Origin of the sequence: Siminovitchia fortis (assembly GCF_003605365.2) — a bacterium.
GTDB lineage: Bacteria > Bacillota > Bacilli > Bacillales > Bacillaceae_C > Siminovitchia > Siminovitchia fortis.
In genome coordinates, this window is record NZ_QYTU02000005.1 from 89,030 (window position 1) to 112,008 (window position 22,979).

18 protein-coding genes are annotated in these 22,979 nt (G+C 41.6%); 3 read left to right on the forward strand and 15 right to left on the reverse strand.

Annotated elements, in window-relative coordinates; all coding sequences use genetic code 11:
- Nucleotides 1–56: 56 nt before the first annotated feature.
- Together D4N35_RS04310 and D4N35_RS04315 are read right to left on the reverse strand one after the other, a co-directional pair.
- On the reverse strand, nucleotides 57–1,241 hold the full coding sequence (locus D4N35_RS04310) for a branched-chain amino acid ABC transporter substrate-binding protein (protein ID WP_235870285.1): 1,185 nt from the start codon (nucleotides 1,239–1,241) through the stop codon (nucleotides 57–59).
- Between the two features lie 769 nt (nucleotides 1,242–2,010).
- On the reverse strand, nucleotides 2,011–3,492 hold the full coding sequence (locus D4N35_RS04315) for an aldehyde dehydrogenase family protein (RefSeq protein WP_120070535.1): 1,482 nt from the start codon (nucleotides 3,490–3,492) through the stop codon (nucleotides 2,011–2,013).
- 258 nt (nucleotides 3,493–3,750) lie between these two features.
- Between D4N35_RS04315 and sspO the strand changes: the two genes are divergently transcribed.
- Entirely contained in the window at nucleotides 3,751–3,975 is a 225-nt protein-coding gene (sspO, locus tag D4N35_RS18270) for a small acid-soluble spore protein SspO (protein WP_186306524.1), read from the forward strand.
- A 112-nt stretch (nucleotides 3,976–4,087) separates the two neighbouring features.
- Nucleotides 4,088–5,767 carry a SulP family inorganic anion transporter gene (locus D4N35_RS04325; RefSeq protein WP_120070538.1) on the forward strand — a complete coding sequence of 560 codons (1,680 nt, stop codon included), beginning with the start codon at nucleotides 4,088–4,090 and terminating at the stop codon, nucleotides 5,765–5,767.
- A gap of 486 nt (nucleotides 5,768–6,253) precedes the next feature.
- Here the strand turns inward: D4N35_RS04325 and D4N35_RS04330 are convergent, their stop codons facing one another.
- The 10 genes from D4N35_RS04330 to D4N35_RS18635 form a co-directional block, all read right to left on the reverse strand.
- Entirely contained in the window at nucleotides 6,254–7,174 is a 921-nt protein-coding gene (locus tag D4N35_RS04330) for a glycine betaine ABC transporter substrate-binding protein (RefSeq protein WP_120070541.1), read from the reverse strand.
- A gap of 20 nt (nucleotides 7,175–7,194) precedes the next feature.
- Nucleotides 7,195–7,935, reverse strand: coding sequence for an ABC transporter permease (locus D4N35_RS04335; RefSeq protein ID WP_208646266.1), 741 nt, complete (start codon nucleotides 7,933–7,935; stop codon nucleotides 7,195–7,197).
- A gap of 12 nt (nucleotides 7,936–7,947) precedes the next feature.
- Nucleotides 7,948–8,952, reverse strand: coding sequence for an ABC transporter ATP-binding protein (locus tag D4N35_RS04340; RefSeq protein WP_120070545.1), 1,005 nt, complete (start codon nucleotides 8,950–8,952; stop codon nucleotides 7,948–7,950).
- A 19-nt stretch (nucleotides 8,953–8,971) separates the two neighbouring features.
- Nucleotides 8,972–9,628 (reverse strand): ABC transporter permease, encoded by a 657-nt coding sequence (locus D4N35_RS04345; protein ID WP_328591058.1) that lies wholly within the window; start codon nucleotides 9,626–9,628, stop codon nucleotides 8,972–8,974.
- Between the two features lie 158 nt (nucleotides 9,629–9,786).
- Entirely contained in the window at nucleotides 9,787–10,659 is an 873-nt protein-coding gene (locus D4N35_RS04350) for a DUF6282 family protein (RefSeq protein WP_120070551.1), read from the reverse strand.
- 154 nt (nucleotides 10,660–10,813) lie between these two features.
- Entirely contained in the window at nucleotides 10,814–12,181 is a 1,368-nt protein-coding gene (locus D4N35_RS04355; RefSeq protein ID WP_120070554.1) for a sigma-54-dependent transcriptional regulator, read from the reverse strand.
- Between the two features lie 105 nt (nucleotides 12,182–12,286).
- Nucleotides 12,287–14,377, reverse strand: a complete 2,091-nt coding sequence (locus tag D4N35_RS04360) for a PAS domain-containing sensor histidine kinase (RefSeq protein ID WP_120070557.1) — start codon at nucleotides 14,375–14,377, stop codon at nucleotides 12,287–12,289.
- Nucleotides 14,378–14,501: 124 nt separating this feature from the next.
- Nucleotides 14,502–16,277 (reverse strand): nitrilase-related carbon-nitrogen hydrolase, encoded by a 1,776-nt coding sequence (locus tag D4N35_RS04365; protein ID WP_120070560.1) that lies wholly within the window; start codon nucleotides 16,275–16,277, stop codon nucleotides 14,502–14,504.
- Nucleotides 16,278–16,351: 74 nt separating this feature from the next.
- Entirely contained in the window at nucleotides 16,352–17,263 is a 912-nt protein-coding gene (locus tag D4N35_RS04370; protein WP_120070563.1) for an alpha/beta hydrolase, read from the reverse strand.
- 367 nt (nucleotides 17,264–17,630) lie between these two features.
- Entirely contained in the window at nucleotides 17,631–17,798 is a 168-nt protein-coding gene (locus D4N35_RS18635) for a histidine phosphatase family protein (RefSeq protein WP_120070612.1), read from the reverse strand.
- Between the two features lie 145 nt (nucleotides 17,799–17,943).
- On the opposite strand from D4N35_RS18635, the gene D4N35_RS04380 reads away from it, so the two are divergent.
- Complete coding sequence (locus D4N35_RS04380) at nucleotides 17,944–18,573, forward strand: SGNH/GDSL hydrolase family protein (RefSeq protein WP_120070566.1); 630 nt, start codon at nucleotides 17,944–17,946, stop codon at nucleotides 18,571–18,573.
- A 119-nt stretch (nucleotides 18,574–18,692) separates the two neighbouring features.
- On the opposite strand, the gene D4N35_RS04385 is transcribed toward D4N35_RS04380, so the two are convergent.
- From D4N35_RS04385 to D4N35_RS04395, 3 genes are all read right to left on the reverse strand, one after another.
- Complete coding sequence (locus D4N35_RS04385) at nucleotides 18,693–21,824, reverse strand: MMPL family transporter (protein WP_120070569.1); 3,132 nt, start codon at nucleotides 21,822–21,824, stop codon at nucleotides 18,693–18,695.
- A complete protein-coding gene (locus D4N35_RS04390; RefSeq protein ID WP_120070572.1) occupies nucleotides 21,821–22,270 on the reverse strand; it encodes a MarR family winged helix-turn-helix transcriptional regulator in 450 nt (149 codons plus the stop codon). The genes D4N35_RS04385 and D4N35_RS04390 overlap by 4 nt, the downstream gene beginning before the upstream one ends.
- 142 nt (nucleotides 22,271–22,412) lie before the next feature.
- Nucleotides 22,413–22,967: a nitroreductase family protein gene (locus tag D4N35_RS04395; RefSeq protein WP_120070575.1), complete on the reverse strand. Its 555-nt coding sequence runs from the start codon at nucleotides 22,965–22,967 to the stop codon at nucleotides 22,413–22,415.
- Nucleotides 22,968–22,979: the final 12 nt, after the last annotated feature.

The following is a 22,979-nucleotide window of genomic DNA, read 5'->3' on the forward strand; positions in this document are numbered from 1 at the left end:
TTTTAAAAAAGAGAGTCCCTTGAAATGGCAAGGGACTCCCTTACTCCCTCGTGTGGTTACTCTACAATTTCAAATTTTCCATTGTTAAGCTGGATCAACAAGAAATCCGCGTTTTCCCTTGTCCCATCCTCTTTGAACGTGTATGTTTCTCCAAAGGCTGGAAAATCTTTCGTTTCGCTCAACGCCTTGATCAACGCTTCTTTGTCGTTAGGGTCACCTACGCGTTCAATCGCATCAGCCGCCAGGCGGATTCCGTCGTATTGCCTATGGCCGAACGTCAAAGGATTGTTTCCGTATGTTTCTTTGTATTCTTTTACAAAGGCCTTTGCTTCCGGAGTATCAACGTAATTGATTGTGACCGCCTGTGAAAGGATGACGCCTTCCGCATCCTTTTCGCCGGCCACTTCAACGAACGGCTCGGTCGGATTGCCGTCTCCCGCCATAAACGGACCGCTCACACCTTTTTGTTTGAACTGCTTCATGATCAATCCGCCGGCATTATAAAAGCCTGTGAAATATGTCGCGTCCGGATTAAGGGATTTAAGCTTTGTCGCCAATGCCCCAAAATCTTTCTCTTCAGGGTTGATCGCTTCAAATGCGATTACCTTCCCGCCGTTTTTCTCGTGCAATTCCTTTGTAATGTCGGCAGTGTCCCTCGCATAGTCGGAATTATCGTGAATAAGCGCCAATTTGTCCATGTTGTTGTCTTTTAAATAGTCAGCGACCCTTTTGCCTTGGTCAAAAACCATGCTGTTGATGAAGAAAAGGTTATTGTACCCCTGCTCAGGAAGCTGCGGTGAATTGGCTGCAACCATGATCGTCGGCATTCCCGCCTTATGGAGTACCCCGCTGGCAGGCAGGGCGGCAGCCGAACAATAATGTCCGACAACAATGCTGACGTTATCCTGGACAAGCTTATTCGCTGCTGTCACGGCCTGCTGCGGATCACAGGCATCGTCGACCATAACCAGTTCGATATCTTTTCCAAGGACACCACCGGCTTCATTGATGTGCTTGGCTGCCATTTCCGCTCCGTTTGCCATGTCCTTCCCTTCAGCTGCACTCGGTCCAGTGGTCGGTACGGATACACCGATTTTGATCGTATCGCCTCCGGATGAGGAACCGCCGCTATCACTGCTTGTACTCTTTCCTCCGCTGCCAGAACCGCAGCCGCTCAGGATGAACCCCAGCATCAACAAAGCCGCCATGATAATCGAAAACCTTTTTCGTTTGAACATCATTGAATTCCCCCTATTGTTTTTTAAAAAGCCGGCAGGTTTTAAAAGGGCAACCACCTCCCCTAAACGGTGAATGTATGCGCTTACAATTGAGATGTACAACCATCACCTTTTCCAATCAAATGGAACATAAATAATTTAATCCTTTTAAATATTTCGTTAAATTTAACCGTATTAGTCTGTTGGCCAGGTGGCCCGGCGGTATAATTAGATCAAATTTACTGTATTTTAAATGTCATGTCAATAATTTATTTGAATATTGCCAAAACTGTATATAATTCGACATCATTATTAAAGTAAAAAAAAAAGCAGAAGGCACTTTTCAATTCCGTTCAATATCCTTCTGCTGTTTCCGAATAGAAAAAAGTTTTTCTGGTACTGTCTAGCTTCAGCGCCTAGCTCCTCGAGGTCATAAGCCAATCGCTGCTGAGGGCAAACTACGCCTTCTTCAGCGCTCGTCTTATGCTTGTCGGGGCTGACTTAGGCGCTTCCGCTTTTCTATTGTCCAGCTCCGGGTGGCAGGGGCTCGAGGTCGCTTCAAAAAAACCAATGAAGGCATAAGGCGCCTTCACTGGTTTTTTCTCCAGCGCTTGTCGCCCCTGGGCAGCCACCCTCCGCTTTTCTATTGTCCAGCTTCAGCGCCTATCGACTAGCAGACTTCGCGCCTCCTCCTACGATAAGTCAACATCGGCTCCTTCGTCGCCGTGTTTCCTTTATCTCGTCGAAGGCACTCCAGTCTGTACGTCGATGGACAGGCGCTTCCGCTTTTCTATCAATAATTATCAATTTGCGCACGCTGGATTTTTCCGCTGTAGTCCACGTAGACGGATCTCCACTCGGTGAATACATCAAGTGAGGCAACGCCGGAATCGCGGTGACCGTTGCCTGTTCCTTTCGTTCCTCCGAACGGAAGGTGGATTTCAGCACCGGTGGTACCTGCATTCACATAGACAATACCTGTATCAAAATCACGCATAGCGCGGAAAACTTTGTTTACGTCAGCTGTAAAAATGGAACTGGAGAGCCCAAACTTCACACTGTTGTTCACTTCGATCGCTTCATCCAGATCTTTTACAGGAATGAAAGATACGACCGGTCCGAAAATTTCTTCCTGGCCGATCCGCATGTCGGATCTGACATCCGTGAAAAGAGTCGGCTGATAGAAGTTTCCTTTATCCAATCCGTTTTCTGTGGCGATTTCCCCGCCTGCCAGGAGCTTCGCTCCCTCTTCCTTCCCAATTTTCACGTATTCGTGAATTTTTTCAAGGGCATCACGGTTAATGACAGGCCCAACATCGACAGATTCATCCAAACCGTCGCCAAGTTTCAAGTCCTTCATTTTCTCAAGAACCTTCTGTTCCAGTGCTTCTTTGACCGATTCCTGGACGATGACACGGCTGCAGGCAGTGCATCTTTGTCCGGACGTACCAAAGGCGCTCCACACGATTCCATCTGCCGCCAGATCCAGATCCGCATCCTCCAATACCGTCACGGCGTTTTTTCCGCCCATTTCAAGTGAAGTGCGCTTCAGCAGTTCACCGGCCCGGCCATTGATTTTGGCTCCGACTTCATTTGATCCTGTAAACGAAACAAGGTCGATATCAGGATGCTCGACAATGGCGTTTCCGACAACGCTTCCCGAGCCGTACACAAGGTTGAGGAGCCCTTTTGGCAGCCCGGCTTCTTCATAAATTTTCACAAATTCCGCTGCCAAAAATGGCGTTTCGGATGCAGGTTTCCAAACAACGGCATTCCCCGCAACCAATGCCGGGAGAGACTTCCAGGAGGCAATGGCGATCGGGAAGTTCCAAGGCGTGATCAATCCTGCCACACCCACAGGCACACGGACACTCATGGCAAACTTGTCCCTTAACTCGGACGGAACCGTCTCCCCGAACAGCCGGCGGCCTTCCCCTGCCATATAAAAAGCCATATCGATCGCTTCCTGCACCTCACCGCGTGCTTCAGCTATGACTTTCCCCATCTCTTTCGTCAAGACCTGCGCCAATTGCTCCTTGCGCTCTTTCAACAAATACGCCACTTCATATAAAACGTCTGCACGTTCGGGAGCCGGTACAAGCGCCCATTTCTTTTGTGCTTCCTTCGCGGCCTGAACCGCACGATCCACATCTTTGGCGGTGGAAACGGTCACCTCGCCAAGCACCTCGCCGTTCACCGGATTCGTATTCTTGATGAATTCGCCTGATTCAGAAGGAACCCATTCCCCATTAATAAAGTTTACATATCGTTCCATACGTCTGACTCCTCCTTCATTCGTTCATTCTGTATCAATCAAAGATGTCTTGCCGTTCATCCATCAATTATATCAATCTAAACGCTTTCATACTATTACTTTAACAATTTGACTTTTATCATTCTATGGTCAACCTGTACAAAAATGAATGATTCACATGCCTGTATATTATTGAAAGCATACAATTGGCGTGCAGCATTCTTTTGTATTGAATATTTGAATCGGGCAATTGACAAAATATTATTGGAGGTGATTAGGATGGCTAAAAGAACACAAAGCAACATTGAAGGGATGAACCCGGAAAAGAAGCAGGATTACGGGGCAAAGATTGATCCAACCGAGCCATTGAGCGCAGCACAAAGGCTCAACAACAAAAAAAGAAAAAGAATCAGTAAAAAACTTGGAAGCGGTCCCTTCTTCGCTTCCAAGTTTTTTATCTTTTTAAAGGCCTTTCGTTTATTCAATAGACTGTATGTTTATTAAAAATACTGCATTGATTTTCGCATAATACAGGAGTATAATAAGTATAGATATACAAATACCATTCATTTTTTCTTTTAGTTTTTCGGAAATAAATATATAGAGGTGTTGCTGTTTGTTTGCTGATGATCGATTTCGCGATTACCAGCCTGCAAGCCTCCGCAAAGATTTCATTTCTGGGATCACTGTCGGTATCGTAGCCATTCCTCTTGGGATGGCTTTTGCCATGGCTTCCGGCGTTAAGCCTGAATACGGTATTTACACGACGATTATCGCTGGATTAATTGTATCTTTGCTCGGCGGCTCCCGCTATCAAATCGCGGGTCCTACGGGGGCTTTCATTCCGATTTTGCTTGCCGTAGTACTTCAATATGGTTACGAGGATTTGTTGATCGCCGGCTTGATGGCCGGGGTCATGCTTGTGGCAATGAGTTTTTTCAAACTCGGAAATCTGGTTCATTTCATTCCAAGGTCCGTTACCATCGGTTTTACCACGGGTATCGCCGTCATCATTTTCACTGGACAGCTCGGCAACTTTTTCGGCTTGGATTTGGACAGTCATGAGTATTTCCACCAAAATATGGCGGAGTTTTTCAGCCATTTGGGAGTGGTCAACGGATATAGCATCCTGACCGCTGTCATCGGTCTCCTTGTCATTATTTTCGTGCCAAGAATTTTCCCGCGTGTTCCCGTGCTGCTTGTGGGGTTGATTATTCCCACTATATTTGCGGCTCTTCTTTTTCCGGGACAGGTGGAAACGGTCGGCACTGCGTACGGGGGCATCCCGCAGTCTCTTCCCAAGCTGCAGTTTCCGGAAATCACATGGGCAAAAATCGGCACGTTGTTCACTCCTGCGCTGGTCATCGCCGCACTGGGGGCGATTGAATCATTGCTGTCCGCAGTAGTTGCGGATGGGATGACCGGAGACAGGCATAATTCCAACCGTGAATTGTTCGGACAAGGAATTGCCAACATCGTTGCTCCATTGTTCGGCGGAATTCCTGCCACGGGAGCAATCGCCCGTACAGCAACGAACATTAAATCCGGTGCAGTAAGCCCGCTGTCCGGAGTCATTCACAGTGTTTTCGTACTTTTGACGCTGCTTTTACTTGCGCCCTATGCTTCTTATATTCCACTGGCAGCCATGGCGCCGCTTCTCATGCTTGTGGCATGGAATATGAGCGGATACAAATCATTTAAACAAATATTGCAATTGAGGACGAGCGACTCATTGGTTCTTGCCGTTACCTTTCTTCTGACTGTGTTCATAAACTTGACCGTTGCTGTCCAAGTCGGCCTCTTGCTAGCGGTCCTGTCTTTTGTAAAAAAGAAAAGCGAACAGCTTCAAATCGACGACCCGGTCGACATCCAAAGACAGCGGCAGGAATCATTGGATTTGACAGCACATTTTCAAATGAAGAAGTTCACCATCAGGGGACCGTTATTTTTCGGAACCGCACAGAGCTTCGAACATTCCCTCATGGCTTCGATCAGGAGAATGCCCCGGGTGATCCTGCTCGACATGCAGTATGTAACGATGATTGATGCGACAGGCGAGGATAAACTGTCCCTCATTATCGACAATATCAAAAAAGCAGGCAGCACCGTCCTTATCTCAGGACTGCCGGACTGGGGACTCGACTTGTTCAAGAAAAGCGGCTTATATGAAAAAATCGGCGCTTCCTCCTTTTTCCCGGATGAAGCAAGCGCAAGGGAATCGTTCTTTAAAAAACAAGAAACGATTGAGTCTGCCGCAAGGGAATCGTTCCAAAGAAGAAAAAAATCTGCGGAGTGATTCCCGCTTTTTTTTGCAAATCTTAAATTTAGATATCACCTATGCCTGCGTATATTTATTGCTTCCGGGGAGTTTCTAAATTATGTTCCAAGCATCCACCTGGTGGGCGCCGTTTAAAAGAAAAGCAAATGCTCTATAATAAGCATGGGCAATCAGATGTTCCGCATTACAGGGCAGATGATGGGTTCGCTCATGCTCCTTGGACCTGTGCATCAATGACCGATTAAAAGGAAAAACCCGTGTAATACTACTAAAACCAATAAACGGAAAGCCAGTCTGCTGCTCTTTTTCAGATGGAGTAAGCTACGTAGGAAGATTCGAGCGGTAAAACGGAACCCCCCTAAACCTTGAAACGAATAAAAGTTAGAAGGCAAGGGGGGTAAAATTCCAATATTTGTAGTGTGTTGATATTGTTTGAAATATTATAGGGTTTATTTTTCTTTCCAGGACTTTTTTATAGTTGTATAGTATGGAAATTTTCCCCTTCTAATTAATTAATCCCTCTTCTTCAAGCCACCCTCTCGCGACTTCATTCACGTTTTCATGCTTAACATCCACTCGAAAATTTAATTCTTTCATTGTATCACCATTTAATTTATCAGCTAATTCATTCAAAAGATCTCCAACTTCTGAATACTTATCCAATATCTCCTGCCTTACGACTGGGGCACCATTGTATGCAGGAAAAAACATATTGTTATCTTCTAAAGTAACAAGGTCAAACCCTTTAATACGGCCATCTGTTGCAAAACCTACTGTAACATCTACTTGCCCCTCTTTTAATGAGTTATATAAGAGGCCAGTATCCATTTTAACAACATTTTTTGCAGGAAAAGAGAAATCATATTTTTTCTCAAGCCCCTTTAAACCATCTTCGCGTGCATAAAATTCTGAGTTTGTTGCAAACTTAAGTGTGTTTGGGTCTTTATTTACTAAATCAGCCAGGTCAGAAATAGAATTAACATTTAATTCCTCTGCTCGGTCTTTTCGCATTAGAAGAGCATATGTGTTGTTAAAGTCCGACTTGTTTAACCAGACAAGTTTGTTCTTTTTGTCCATGTCTTTTACTTTTTCATATGCTTTGTTTGGATCCGTTTCCACATCCTGTTTTAAATAAACCATTAATGCTGTGCCGGTATATTCCCAGTAAACGTCAAGCTGTCCATTTTCAAGTGCAGACCGAGCAACCGTACTTCCCATACTACTTGCTTCATCTACTTCATAACCATTTTCTTTTAAATAAATAGAGGTAATTTTTGTTAAAATATGTTGTTCCGTGAAGTCTTTCCCACCAACCGTGATTTTACCTTTTTCTTCTTTTCCTTGTGTTTTCGTGTTTGAAGAATTACATGCAGCGAGCGCCATTGTTATAAGTCCTATTAAGACGAGTTGGACTACTTTCCTCATAAATATATCCCCCTTAATTTTTAAATCGTTTCTACGTTTCTTTGCAAACCTTTTGGTATGACCAATTTCTCCACTATTCCAATTAATAAATCAATTGAAATTGCCAATAAAATAACTGGAACTGCTCCTGCCAGCATAATTCCGGTATCGTAAAGCGATATCCCGGTAAAGATTAGGTCACCTAACCCACCACCGCCAATTAAAAAAGCAAGTGCTGCTGTTCCAACATTAATAACTACAGCAGTACGGATCCCTCCGATGATCGCATATAATGCATTGGGAATTTCAATTTTTAATAGAAGCTGCCTTTGTGTCATTCCCATCCCTTTTCCGGCATCAAGAATGGCTGGATGAACAGAATTTAATCCTGCAATGGTATTGCGCAATATAGGAAGCAGCGAACTGAACCAAAGAGCAAAAACTGCGGTTTTCCAACCAATTCCTAAATAACTCATCACCAGTGCCAATATGGCAATGCTTGGAATAGTCTGCCCGACATTCGCTATATTTACCGTAATAAATTCAAACCTTTTAAACTTTGGCCGTGTGACAAAAATGCCTAATGGTACAGCAACGAAAATAGCGGCTAAAGATGAAATCGCTACCAATTTTAGGTGCTGGCCTGCCAGGAAAATTAAATCATCAACATTAGCTGCCATGAATTGAAAGGCACCGGATTTAATCACATATATTACTAACAAAGCAACAAGTATCAATAATCCGATTCGAATTGACATTTCCATTTTATTTCTTAATCTCATGAGATTCCCACCTTAGTGAACCATGGTCTTTAAACTTTGAGGATGCACATTTGTTAATGCTTCAAAATCCGCAATACTTAACATACCCTTCGGCAGTCCACTTTTATCAGTAACCAGAGCTTTCTCCGGGGTTGAAGACAATAACATTGATAACGCCGTACGGAGATCCGTATCAAGATCGATTACCACCTGGTTTTCCCCTTTTTGCAGGTTAATAGTTTCATTTATTTTATTCTTTTTTGCCAGCAAATCCTTAACTGTCAATAATGTAAGGCGCTTAATCTCACGGTCGTCCCCAATGAAATCCTCTACAAATTGATTTTTAGGTTGGGCTAAAATTTCATCCGGCGTTCCATATTGCATTAATTGTCCATCATTAAAAATTGCAATAGTGTCTCCTAATCGAATCGCTTCATCAATGTCATGGCTGACGAAAAGAATTGTTTTTTGTACAGTTCTTTGAATTCGCAAAAACTCATTTTGTAAATGTTCGCGGATAATTGGGTCTAAAGCTCCGAACGGTTCATCCATTAACATGACCGGAGGGTCTGCCGCCATTGCTCTAGCCACACCGATACGTTGCTGTTGACCACCTGACAACTCCCACGGAAAACGCTTTCTATATTCTTCGGGATTTAACCCCATCATTTCCATTAATTCTTTATAACGCTTTTTCATTTTATCCTCATCCCAATTGAGCATCTTTGGAACGATATTAATATTTTCTTCAATAGTCATATTCGGAAATAGGCCATTTTGCTGAATTACATATCCGATAGAACGTCTCAATTCAATTGCATCCAGTGAATATATGTCTTTCCCATCTAATTCAATGGAGCCTTCCGTTATGGATACCAGCCGGTTTACCATTCGTAGTAATGTTGTTTTACCACATCCCGATGGGCCTAAAAGAACGCAAATTTGTCCTTTTTCAACAGTCATATTTACATTATCCACTGCTTTAATCTTTTTTGTACTACTATCATATATCTTACAAACATTGTTAAACGTAATCACACGCTGTGCATCTCCTTCCTTATTTCGACTGAGCAGTTTTTGGTGAAATCCACTTCTGGACGAGGCCTAGCAAATAGTCGGAAACAAGAGCCAAAATGGATACAGACACTGCTCCAACCTGTACCATGGCAGTGTAGCTGGTAGAAATACCCCTGGCAATATAAACTCCTAGTCCACCTGCACCTATATAAGCCGCAATTGCCCCTATTCCAATTGTTAAAACTACCGCCATCCGAATTCCTGCCATGATCATGGGAAGTGCCAGGGGAATCTCCACTTTGCGAAGGCGCTGCCAAGTGGTCATACCAATGCCAATAGCAGCATCTCGCATATTTGGATCTACATTTTTAACAGCAATAAATGTGTTACGAATTATAGGCAGTTGTGAATACAGGACAAGAGCAATGAAAGCTGGCAAAAACCCAATTCCCTGGTTAATAATCGATAGAATGGGTATCATGATTCCAAACAGGGCAATACTCGGAATAGTCATCATGATACCAGCAAAGGTTAGTACTAAATTGGAGAGTTTTTCATGCTGGGTAATATAGATTCCAAATGGTACCCCAATTAAGATTGCAACGATAACAGCAAAACCTACTAACCGAACATGTTCCCATGTCATAACAAGAATTTCATTCCAATTAACACTGACAAATTCAACAAACCCCATCATTATCCCCCCCTTTATCAATCAATATTAACTATTTATCATTGCAAGTTTAGTGCCAAATTGAATTCGCTATATTAACAGGCGTTTCGTTCGATATTTGTTAAATTTTTTTAATTAAAGTAAAAATTTTTTGCTTTTAATAACCACGATTATCCATAGAATTAAATATCTAACAGCTTTCTAGGATTATCTACAATCATTTTTTTCACCTCAGCTTCTGTAATACCTGCTTTTAAAATCTCTCTGATAAAATGATCAAGTGCTTCAATAGGCGGGATGTTATGGTCTTGGCCATAATCGGTTACAAGAACACAGGAATTTACACCTATTTGACGAATTGTGTCCGCCATCTGTGAAACGGATAAATCTAGAAAATCCTGGCTGCAAGCTAAGTAACATTTCTCGATAATAGCTCCTTTTTTTGCGAATTCTTTTTGGAGCTCTATAGAAATTGGTGCAATACCTAGATCAGCATGCTGTATTAAGATTTTTTCGACACCATGGACTTTAGCAGCATCAATTAATACAGCAACCTCTTCCGCCGCCAAATGCCCGGTGGCCAATGTAATATTTGCTTCCCCTATTAATGATAAAATCTCGTTTACTTCTGGTTTTATTTGCTTGTTTTCATTCCAAATAGTTAAGCCTTCTCCCGGAGGAAGGGATCGCTCACTATTAAATAAACGAGTTTTCTTTTTTCCAAAATGGTTGCAATGCTGGTGTGCCGATATTGTCGGCATCCAAATAATTTTTGCCCCCTGCCTGATTGCCATATCAACTGCCTTAGGGGACAACCCCCCTGTGAACTCATTTAAAACAATTCCCCCATATACATGCAGGTCAGGCTCTTTTAATCGTATTAAGGTCGCACGATCAATAGTTGATGCTTCATGGGATTTTAATATAACTCCAGCCATTTTCGCTATTTTCACATCGTTTATTAATTCCCAATCTGTTTGCCTTCTTGAAAAAACACTCGGATAACTATGACAATGAAGTTCAATCGCTCCCTCTAATAACGGATGAAATTCCATTCTCTTCACTTCCTTTTTGTTTGATCATTAACCAATTTGCAAGAACTGTACCAATGGGGTTCCAAAGATATTTTACTGAAAATTAAAATACCGAATAATGGACTGTTTAATAGCCCATTATTCGGTATTTATTTTATAAACTCGGAAAATTCCTTTATTGATTAAGATATTTGTTTAATTTATAAGATAGCAACTGTCTTGAAATACCTAGCTTTCTAGCCGCGGCTGCAACTTGTCCATGCTGTTCCTCGACTGCTGTTAATATAAATTTCTTTTCAATTTCTTCTAGCTGTTCGGGAAGCGTTTTTCCTTGATTTAATGAAAAAGACTCCAAACGGAATTGTCTGTTATTATACTCTTGAATTTCACGCGGAAAATCACGAATGGATAAATTTTCACCATCACATAAAACAACGGCCCGCTCCACTGCATTTTGAAGTTCCCGAACGTTCCCCGGCCAATCATAGTTAGTCAATATTGTTAAAAGGTGAGATGATACTTTATAGTTAATTTTGGTCTTCTGGCGGTGCCTTTCTAAAAATTCTTCAATGAGCAACGGGATATCATCTATTCGATCCCTTAATGGCGGAATATACATATCAACAATATTTAACCGATAAAATAAATCTTCCCGAAATTTCCCTTCCTTCACCATTTGTTTTAAATTGCTATTAGTGGCAGAAATAATACGAATATCCACCTGTTTTAGCTGATTGCTCCCAAGACGCATAAACGATTTTTCTTGGACTGCTTGTAAAAGCTTTGCTTGCAGCTGCAAAGAAATTTCACCAATCTCATCTAAAAAGATTGTCCCTCTATGTGCCGCTTCAAATTTTCCCGCACGGCTCGCTGTTGCCCCTGTAAATGCCCCTTTTTCGTATCCAAACAACTCACTTTCCAATAAATTCTCTGGAATTGCCGCACAGTTTACTACAATGAATGGTGCCTCACTACGATCACTCAATTGATGGATTATCTTAGCAATCATGCTTTTACCCGTCCCGCTTTCACCATGAATTAGAACAGTAGCATCTGTAGAAGAAACACGTTCAACCAGCGTATAGATATCCTTCATTTCGTTGCTAATGCTAATTAACCCTTTTGTTGGTTCTACTTGTTTTAGTTGCTCTTTTAAGTACAAATTTTCTTTTTTCATCTCTAACCAGCTAAAAGCTTTATTTATTGCTAACTCAATTTCATCTAATTTAGCAGGCTTTACGATATAATCTATGGCTCCTGATTTCATAGCTATAACGGCGCTTTCTATATCACCATAGGCTGTCATGATCATAAACAGCTTTTGTGGATAAAGCGAGACAAACTCTTCCAGCAGGTCCAAGCCATTTGCATCCGGCAGTCTCAGATCCAGAAGTACAAGATCAAAATCATTCTCTTTCACTTTCTTTCTTGCCTCTGCTCCGGTCGCGGCTAACTCCACAATAAATCCTTTCTTTCGAAAAGATAAGGATAAAGCTCGCAATAGTCTAATTTCATCATCCACAAACAAGATGCTTTTTTTCACGCTAACCCTCCTCGGATAATATTAAACTCTTCAGAGCAAATGGGTATTTGTGGTCTATGATTATTATCTTTGCATGATTATATTAAACCATATCCGTGGTTTTTCCTATTTGACTTTCGGCAATGTAATATAGATTGTTGTTCCTTCATCAAGTGTACTTTCCGCCCATATCCTACCATTATGCTGAACAATGATTTCATGGGCAATCGATAATCCGAGTCCCGTTCCTTCATTCTTTGTAGAATAAAGCGGGTTAAAAATCCATTTTATATTTGTTGGTGAAATGCCTTCTCCTGTGTCTGAAACTGAAAGTTGCCAATGGCCATCATTATCTTCAAGCAAAATGTTAATAGTTCCGCCCGTCTCCATTGCTTGCAGACTGTTTAATATAACATTTAGGAGGACTTGAATTAACCCATTTCTATCTCCCAATACTAATGCCCTATTAACCTTGTAATCAACATTTAAAATGACATTTTGATCGTTCATCTTCTTTCTTAATAAGTTTAACAATTCATCTGTAACACCGATCAAATCAATCATATTTTTCCTTTTTTCTGATCCATTTTTAGTGAGGTGCAAAAAATCCGTTAAAATATTATTCATCCGGTCAGTTGTTATTAAAATATCGTCTGTTAATTGATGTACAACGAGCTTGTCTTGAAGTATATCCTCTAACTCAAGACGCAGAGCCTCTGTTGAAGCCTGAATAATACTTAATGGATTCTTAATTTCATGGGCAATCCCGGCCGTTAGCTGCCCCAAAGAGGCTAATCGTTCACTCTGTTTTAAATAATCCTCAAGCTTTTTTAGTTCACTTACATCGCGTATCACAATAATTGAGCGAATATCCTCATGCTCTTCTCCGGTAAACAAAGAGGCATATAATCGAATATCGCGTACTTTTCTGTCTTTATCAATAACGTGGCTTTCTATTTCTTCAATTGCACTTCCCTGCTGAAGTGTTTTTAAAATGATTAAATTACTTACATTGTTAATGGGTAATTCAGTGATATTTTTACCAACTACCTCATTGCGGTTATAGTGCATTAGCTTTTCAGCACCCGTGTTAAAGGTTGTTATCTTTCCCTCTATATCGGTCGTTATAATAGCATAAGGAATCGACTCTAGAATATTATGCAGATTCTTTTCTTTTTTACGAAGCGATGCTGCCATTTCAGATAAAACGATTGATAGCTCCTCTATTTCATCATTTGTTTTTACAGTATGAAAGACTTTTTGCTTATCTTCCTTATAATCTTTAGCTTGTTTAATCAAAACCTTTATAGGGCGAACAACTTTAAAGGCACTGATAATTGCAAGGCCAACGGCAATAATAAATACGATAATAAAGCCTTTTATGAGTAATTGCGTAATCGATTGAGCTGGGGCCATTGCTTGTTTAATGGGCTCACCAACAATAAGCCCTACTTCTCCTAAAAAAAGCGGCCTATACGAAACGACCATTTCTTCATTAAAAATCGGACCTCTCCAAACACCAAATCGTTCCCTTTTTAAATATAGAGCAACTTCATGATTCTTAATGGATTTTCCTATATAATTTTTGTTTTCATGGGCTATAATTGCACCGTTTCGATCAACCATTGCATTTATGCCCCCTTCACCTATGCCGAATTTCTCAAGCAAATCAGATAAATTATTTAAATTTAAATAAGCGATTACGGATCCTAAATATTCTCCATCATCACTAACAGTCGGATAAGAAACGATAACCGTTTTGCGTCCATCAGGGAGTGTAATAATATTTGAAATGTATCTGGTTTTACTCCATGACAAACGCTCTAACGTTGAACTTATTGGAATACGTCCAGAAAATGCAATGTCTGGAATGCGTAAACTCTTTTCATTCTCTTTATATACTTCAACGAACAAATAAAGAGGATCCTGGGATATTATTGTTTCGATTTCTTTTTGATAAATCATCGTATCATCAGAATCCAAAGTTTCAACAATGGAAGAAATTTGTCTCATGTCAGAAATAACGTTTTGAAAGACGCTTTCCATATGAGCGCCAAGTGTTTTGGCAAAAAGTTCATCCCGGTATTCCATTTGTGACTGCACCGAGTTGTTCATTACGTTAAAAACAATAATGTATAACACCGAGAGTACAAATAAAATAACAACTAATACAGTAGTTACATATCGCTTTGTAAGTTTAGATTGAAAGATTGTCATAATAAAACCTCTAAATGGATTTTGCTGAATAGTAAATAAAGTACTTTGTCAAAAACAAAGTACTTTTTTATATTCTATAGATACGAATTCAATCCCTTTAAAGGACAGTAATCGTAATATTTATTTATAAAGAGTTATCCAGAATGAGCGGATGATAAAAGTGAGGGCGTCGGGATAACCGCAATTTTTGTTGATCAAACCACCAATCGGTTTGGATCTTGGGTACCTTGACTATAAACACTTCTTCTTTATGTGAACTTGCTACAAAAGGTATGTCATTGCTGTAAATAGGATCAAGTGTATATAATGCACTTCCGCCTTTACATTTTTGCTCGGTTCCAGTAAAGTTTGCTATTAATGTTCTTGTTTGTGAAAACCTTGCTACAGCATCCCAAGTGGTCATTGAATTTAAAGGAAAATTATTTTCCATCATTTTTGGATGAAGCGTTAACGTTTGGCCAAACTCGCCGCTCCAAATAGAAGGAATAATAATGAATTCAGCATGCTTTATGGCCATAATACCTGCTAATTCCGGATAAGATGCATCATACCCCACCATTAAACCTACATTTCCCAGGCCCTTAATATATTTCACCTTGATCTCTTCTCCTGGAGTTGCCCATTGTTCTTCTGAATCGGTCAGGTGGATCTTCCGGACTTTCAGTCCGACTTGGCCATTAGGTTTTAACAATACTGCTGTATTAAAAAGCATAGTTCCTTCTCGCTCAATCATACCGAAAGCAATGTAAGCTTTGTATTTTTTTGCAAGTCTTTTCATTTCATTTACGGTCAGGCCATCCATTGTCTCGGATAATTTGAAAATCGCGTTAACCTCAAGTGAATTTACCGGACCGATTAATGAAAGTTCCGGAAAAACAAAAAGTGATAATACACTCCCTTTTTCTCGGGTTCTTATACTGGCCTCAGATAATAATGCATTGATTTTTTTCAGATTTCCATTTTTATCCCCAACATCCGGAGTATATTGAACTAATCCCGCAGAAAAATTTACGTGGCTTTCCATAATATTTTCTGTGCCGGATCCTATTTTTTGTTTTTTATTTTTCCAAGGCCCGCCATGTAACATTAAGTCGTAATAGATATCGGGACGCCTTTTTTTTATTCTCCTTTTGGAATCGTTATCATACTGAGCCGGGTCAATATCAGCATATATAATGGTTGGGCTGTTTCTAACCCGGTTTTTTTCAATGTACGGTGATTCAGCTAACTTTTTTCCTTCCGGTGACCAAATAGCACTGGCTCCTACCATATGATAACCATCTTCGGTATTCGAACGGTTTGCTCCAACCACATACATACCGTTCATTTCTGCCCATGCCTGCAACATAGAGATCGATCCGCCTGTTGAGTTTGTTGGAAAACACAATATATTTGCTCCATTAACCGCAGCTACTCTTGCAGATTCAAAATATGACGAATCCATACAAATAATTATGGATATATTCCCAATCTCGGTCTCAAAGACTGGGACACCTAAATTTCCCCCGCTTGCCCAGTTGTCTTCTACTGCCCAAAGATGGATTTTTCGATATTTTCCTATATAACCCTTTGGACCAATAAGGACCGCTGAATTATAATAAAGACCGTCTTCTTTATCAATCTCAGCCATTCCTATTACAATATAAGTGTCATACTTTCTCGCTATTTCTTCGAAAGCCATAGTGGTTTTTCCTGGGATTGTATCTACATAAGGACTTATTGCTTTACGATCTTCATAATGATAACCTGTTGTCGCCATTTCCGGTGTAACGATCAACTTCGCTCCGTTTGAAGCAGCCTCTGTTACTGCTTCTTTTAACTTTTGAATATTGTCATCTAAGTCATTTAATTTAGGATTAAATTCAATGCTTGCTGCCTTAAAGGATGTTGCAGGCTTCATGACAATTCTTCCCTTCATTCAGTAAAAATAAAAATAATAAAGTTCTAACTCTTCTTGATTATTTAGGATTGTTTTTAAATAACCTTTTCTTTTTTCAAGCCAATCGGAATATTTCGGCCGAAGAACCCTAATAATTTAATAATAAGTTCTTGAAATATTTTATTGTCATGAAACATAAAGTCATTGTGCTTACCATCAATAATATAAAGTTCTTTAGGATCATTTGCTGCTTCAAATAGTTTATACGCTTCATCGACCGGATGAAGTAAGTTGTCTTTTCCGTGAGCAATAAATAATGGAACAGTTACATTTTTCACTTCTTTTACAGCATTCATATTCATAATCGAATCTGTAAACTGTAGTGAAGTCTGTTTGCCAAATGGAGATAAAATAGCGAGTTCTTTTTCAACATAATCGGCCGTTGCCGGATCAAGCGGATAATGAATAAAGGGATCTGCCAGTTCTGATTGGCCTGTGAGCACTCGTTGTTTACGATCATTATTCACTGCTTTTAAAATTTCTTTCCATTCCACATATGAATGGATGGAGCGAAGCCATTCTTCTCCATGATAAAAGCCATTTAATGCTGCCACTGCCTTTACACGAGTATCGTTTGCAGCTACTCGGACAACATTTGATCCACCCATTCCCCATCCGATTAAACCAATATTCTCTTCATCCACTTCCTCTTGCAATGATAGAAAGGTAATAGCATTATGAATATCTTCAACCTGTTCATCTAAGATCACGCGTCCTTTTGTCCCTTCACTATTTGCAAATCCTCTATAATCAAAACCTAGGCAAATATAACCTTCTTTTGTTAAGTTTTTTGCAAATAACCTTGGATAAAACTCATTAAACCCTTGATAACCGGAGTTTGGAATGATAGCCGGTCTCTTTTCACCTGGTTTGTAATCATCTGGAAGATATAAAGTTCCATCTAATTTACTTCCTTCACTATAAAAATAAATTTGACGTTCAATCATTTTTTCTCCCCCTAATATCAAAAATATTCATTTCCTTTTTGTTTAGTTGCAAGCTACGTGCCAATCTCTATATTTCATGTATATATTCGATTTAAACATTTTAAAAATTCCATTTAACATTCAGATACGGAAAAAAGTAAAAAATATTTTACAACTTTGAAAAAATATATTACAGAATATACAATCGTTAAAGAATTGATGGAATATTTTTTCCATTCCCTCTGCTGCTAAAAGAAAAAGTGCATGATGCCGGTCTTTCGCAAGGCGGATAGGACCGGTATTATTTCTTTCAATTTTGTGTTGCTTTAAAGACATGGACGGGTACCGGTTCAAATAATATATTTTTCATAAGAGAGAGCCCTGTGGTTCAATGCAGCGGACCCTTTTCATAAATGCACAATTCCCCATTTTCGAATCTTCTTTTCCGGGCACCCGCATATCCCTGCTTTTCAAGCTCTTTCGCAAGGACATAGAGGAAAAAGCCGTGCGATACTATTAAAATATTCTTCTCTTCTTTTTTCTTAATAAAATCCAGAAACTGCCGTGCCCTTTCCTTTGATTCTTTCCGTGATTACCTTGAAATGCCTGACCAATCCAATACGCATAACTCCACCTCACTCCTCCATTTTAATATATAGTTGTACATAACGGGTATACAAAACGGGAGGGGAGTTGAATGGATGTTTAAAAATCGGAAATACAATTTGACAGGCAAAAACTGGCTCATTATCGGTGACAGCATTACGGATAAGCGGCATCATCCCAAAACGAAAAAATATCATGAATATATAAGGGAGAAAACTGGATGCAAAGTGCTGGATTACGGTGTTTCAGGATCAGGATTCACTGTGAAGGAAAGCTTTTTGGAAAGGCTTCAGAGGACGCCGCCTGATGCGGATTACATTACCGTGTTCGGCGGGACGAATGATTTTCGCCTTGGCAGCAAGCCTCTTGGCGTTTTTCAAGACAAGAATAACGATTCTTTTTACGGGTCCTTGCATCTGTTTTTTGAAGCATTGATCAAAAAATATCCGACAAAGATATTGAGCGCCATTACTCCTCTGCCCAGATGGAGAGAAAGCGAGGGAGACTGGAACAGCAGGGGCGAAACATTGAAGCAATATACCGAAGCGGTCAAAGAAGTGACTGGCTTTTATGGAATCCCGTGCAAAGACATGTACTCAGAAGGCGGCATTTATGCGAAAAATCCTGTTTTCATTACCACCTTTATGCCGGACGGCCTGCATCCGAACAGCGAGGGGCATCGGCTTTTTCATAATAAAATTTTAACTTTTTTGGAAGGATTGTAGGGGGTGCTCACGTCCGAAATCCGAATCATGGATAGTAAGTGCCGCCAATCCAGATACAAACTACCGAGGATGCACTGTAAAAAAACCGGGAAAGCATCCGCTCTCCCGGTTTTCCCTCCTTACTCATCACTTTTTCTGGCAATAAATGGCCACCAATTCGCTTTCCCCAGCATGTTAATCAACACGGGAACAAACAGCGGCAAAATCACCAAGGCATAGAATAATAGACCAGATAATACTAAAGTAGCAATCTGCAGCATCGACAGAACGCCCGAAGGCAGCATGGCCGCAAATGTTCCCGCCAAGATGACGGCAGCGCTCATGATGACGGTGCCCATGTTTTTCATGGCGAGGATGATGCCCGTTTTGACATCCAGCTCCTTATACTCCGAAAAGCGATCCATCAGGAAGATGGAGTAGTCGACGCCAAGGGCGATCAAGATGACGAATCCGAAAAACGGCGTCACCCAGTTGATACCCGGATAGCCGAGTATATTGACAAAAATCACTTCAGTCATGGCGATGGAAGAATAATAGGTTAAAAGGAGCGATGCAATGATATACACCGGCATGACGAGTGACCGGAGCAACACAACCAAAATCAGGATGATTCCGACCATCATAAAGGTGACGGTTTTCGTATAATCCGAGTCGGACATGGACTCCAGGTCACGGTTCATGCTCGAAACACCGCCGATTCCCACGTTCGCCTGTTCGAGCTTCGTATCTTTCGTTGCGTTTGCAATTGTATCTTCAATGCTTGAAATCATATCCATGGACCGCTTCGCATATGGATTGGAATCGAGCACGATATCCATTGTCGTCATTTTTCCATCAGCGGACATGTAAATATCGTACACTCTCTGAAAATCTTTGTCTGTCAGCAATTGGTCAGGAATATAAATGCCGGATTGCTGCAAATCTGTATCTTCCGCTATGTCGTCCAGATGCTTTTTCGCTTCACCGAACCCGTCTTCAATTTTTCCAAGCCCGTCAGTGCTTTGTGATAGGCCGTCGCCCAATTGATCAAGCTGATCGCCCATCTGTCCGAATCCGGATTGAAGCCTTTCCTGGCCGTCAGCAATTTCTCCCATTCCTGCTGCAATGGAAGGGATTTTTTCAACGACCTGATGCTGGCCTGATGTCGCTTGCCCCAAGCCTGATTCTAATTCGCCCAAGCCTTTTTCCACTTCTTTCAGGCCTGATGAAAATTGGCCTAAGCCTTCAACAACTTCAGACAGATGCCCATTTGCCGTTGCCAAGCCTGATTGGACCTTGCCCAATTCTCCGTTCAAAGCCGAAACAGTTCCGCCGGCAATGGCCACCTGTTTCGTTGCATTTTCAATCCGTGACTGGATATCAGCCAAATTCGGGTCACCGGCGATTTCTGGATGGTTTTGTACCAGCTTGCCAAGCGGTTCCCCTAGACCTGCGAGTTGCTGCTGGGCTTCCTCCAGACCTGCAGGCACTTTTCCGTATTCAGTGATCAGTTTTTCAAGCCCGGATTGCGCTTCCTTATATCCGTTCAGCAGTTCCCGGGTTCCTGACTGAAGTTCCGCTGCCTGGCTGCTTGCCTGCGCCACCCCTTTTTTCAATTCGCCCGCACCGGAAGTGCCTTGCCGGATACCATTTTCAATTTCACTTAATGCGTTTTGCAATTGGCCGACACCTGATTGAAGCTCCTTTGTTCCGGCTGTCAAATCGCCGATGCCCGCCGTTGCTTTTTCCATTTCAGGCTTGGAATCTTTGATAGAGGATGCCGCTTCATTCAGCCCATCCTTAATCTTTGATATGCCTTCCGTTCCTTCTCCGATCCCTTTTCCAAGTTCATCCGCCTGTTTTTTCACATAGATTTCTTCTATTTTATCGCCTGTCGGCCGCGTGACACTGCGGACTTTTTCTACATGATCCAGTTTTTCAAGATCATTTCCGATTGACTCAATCAGTGTCAAATACTCTTTCGATTTCATCGAATCATCGTTTTCGAGTACAACTTGAATCGGCATGATCTCGCCAGGCCCGAAGCTGTCAGCCACGATATTGAATCCTTTGACAGACTCGTATTCATCGCCGATTTCATCCAGCGAGTTAAAAGAAAGATCGCCGTCATAACTGACTAGAAGCGGAACGGTAAATATGGCCACAATCCCTAGGGCAATCAGAGGGCGGGTAATCGCAAGGTTCCCCATCCATCCCCAAATCCGGCTTTCTTTGTGGGAAATGTCTTTTTTTACCGGCCAAAAAAGAGCCTTTTTCAATGTCATCATAAAAAACGGAACAAGCGTAAACAATGCGATCATCAACATTAAAACACCGACTGCAACTCCTACCGCGGACTGATACAGCTTGAATGTCGCAAAGCCGATCGAAGCAAAACCGATCATAACGGCAACCGCACTGTAAATGACCGTTTTTCCGGCGGTCTTATAAGTGGTTGCAATGGCGGACGGAATATCCTGCCCTGCCGACAATTCTTCTTTATAGCGGCTCAGCAGCAAGATACAGTAGTCTGTTCCGACACCGAACAGTACCGCTACCATGAATGTCTGTGTAAAATTGGAGACCGGGAAATCCAGCTTATCCACCAAAAATGCAACAACTGTCGAGCTCACCAAGTACGTCATTCCAACCGTCAACAACGGCACGAACGGAGCGACCGCCGACCTGAAAACAAGGAGCAGAACGACCATGATAAAGATGACTGTGATCACTTCCGTTTTTTTCAGGCCTTTTTCAGAACTGATGATCACATCTTCATTGATCAGTGAATTCCCTGTCATGTATGTGTCAACGTTCTTTGTTTTTATTTCCTTTTCCAAGGGACCGCGGACATCCTTTACTTCTCTGCCGTCCATTTTGACATCAACCAACGCGATGACGGTATTGCGATCTTTTGAGACAAGCTGGCTCTCTAATTCCTTGTCATCAAAATGGGAGGTAATGTCGCTGATGCCCAGTTCGGATTTTTTCTTCTCCAAATGGCCTATCGTTGCATGGATATTTTTAAGCTGTGAATCGGACAGCTTTTTCTCATCATGGAATACAACGATGAACGCTTCGGTGCCTGCTTCTTCCGATGAATGTTTATCGATAATATCTGATGCAACTGAAGAAGGATAGCCGTCTGCGATTGCAAGCTGTCCTTTATCCCTGACAAGCTGGTTCATATCCGGAGATTTGATGATCAAAGCAACGGCTGCAACGATCCATAAGGCTAGAACAACCCATCTGAAACGTAAAATGGTTCTCATTGTTTTTCTCCTTCGTATTTCTCAATATAAGTGGCAATTTTCTCAAATACATTCAAGAAATTCTCCATCTCTTCCTTTGGGATATCACGAATAATCGCCTCAACGAATTCGTTGATTTTGCTTTCAAGTGTCCGATAAAACTCCATTCCTTTTTCAGAGACCCTCAAATATACATTTCTGCGGTCCCCTTCATCCCTTTCACGTTCCAGCAAACCTTTTTTCACTAGCTTATCGACCCGTACTGTAATGGCGCTTCTATGTACAAAAAGCAGGTCGGCCAGTTCAGAAGCGCGGATCGGCCCGTTTCTGTAAACCATACGGATAAGTGTAAATTGCTCAAGGGACAATTCCTGTAAAAGCTGTTCCGGCACAAGGGTCGACATCCCCTTTCGTCCATGCAGCATAATACTCATGAACCGCTCAAAAATGAATTGATTATTATCCAAATTAATTCTCCCCTTTAATAGTTGACCCCATAAACTATATAAAAAAAGAAGGGGCGTGTCAATGTAAAAAAATTTGGGGCCAGGCCCCCGGTGCGTTAACGCGTTAATACGTTAATACAGCGGGGGCCTGGCCCCAAATCAATTAAAATGCTGTCATTTTATCGGCAGGATTCGTCCTTTCCCGCTTTCTCCGGCCAACGATCTCTTTGTCAAAATAGCCAAGGTGCAAAACACCGACGATTTTTTCGCCCGGCTCCACTCCAATGGCTGATCGGAATTTCGGATCATGGATGTGAGCCGGCGTTTTCCAGCAGACGCCCAATTCTTTTTCCCAGGCAAGAAGCTGGAAGTTCTGCAACAGGCAGCATGTTGCAGCAAAATCCTCTTCCCACACTTTTTGGCGCGGGTCGGCATTCATCACCGCGATTAAAAATGCAGGCACCTCTTCAAATTTCCTTCTTGTCGCAGCATGTTTGGCAGGCTCCTGGCACTCCAGGACCGCCTCGATAAAATCATCCTTCCGCTCTCCGGAAACGAAGATGAACCGCCACGGCTCCCGGTTTTTATGGTTGGGCGCCCAAACAGCCTCCTCCAGCAGCGATAAAACGAGCTCCTGGCTCACTTCTTTATCGATAAAACCTGTTTTTACAGAAGTTCTGTTACGAATGATGTCCACAATCGAGTTTGTCGCAAGCACTTATATATTACC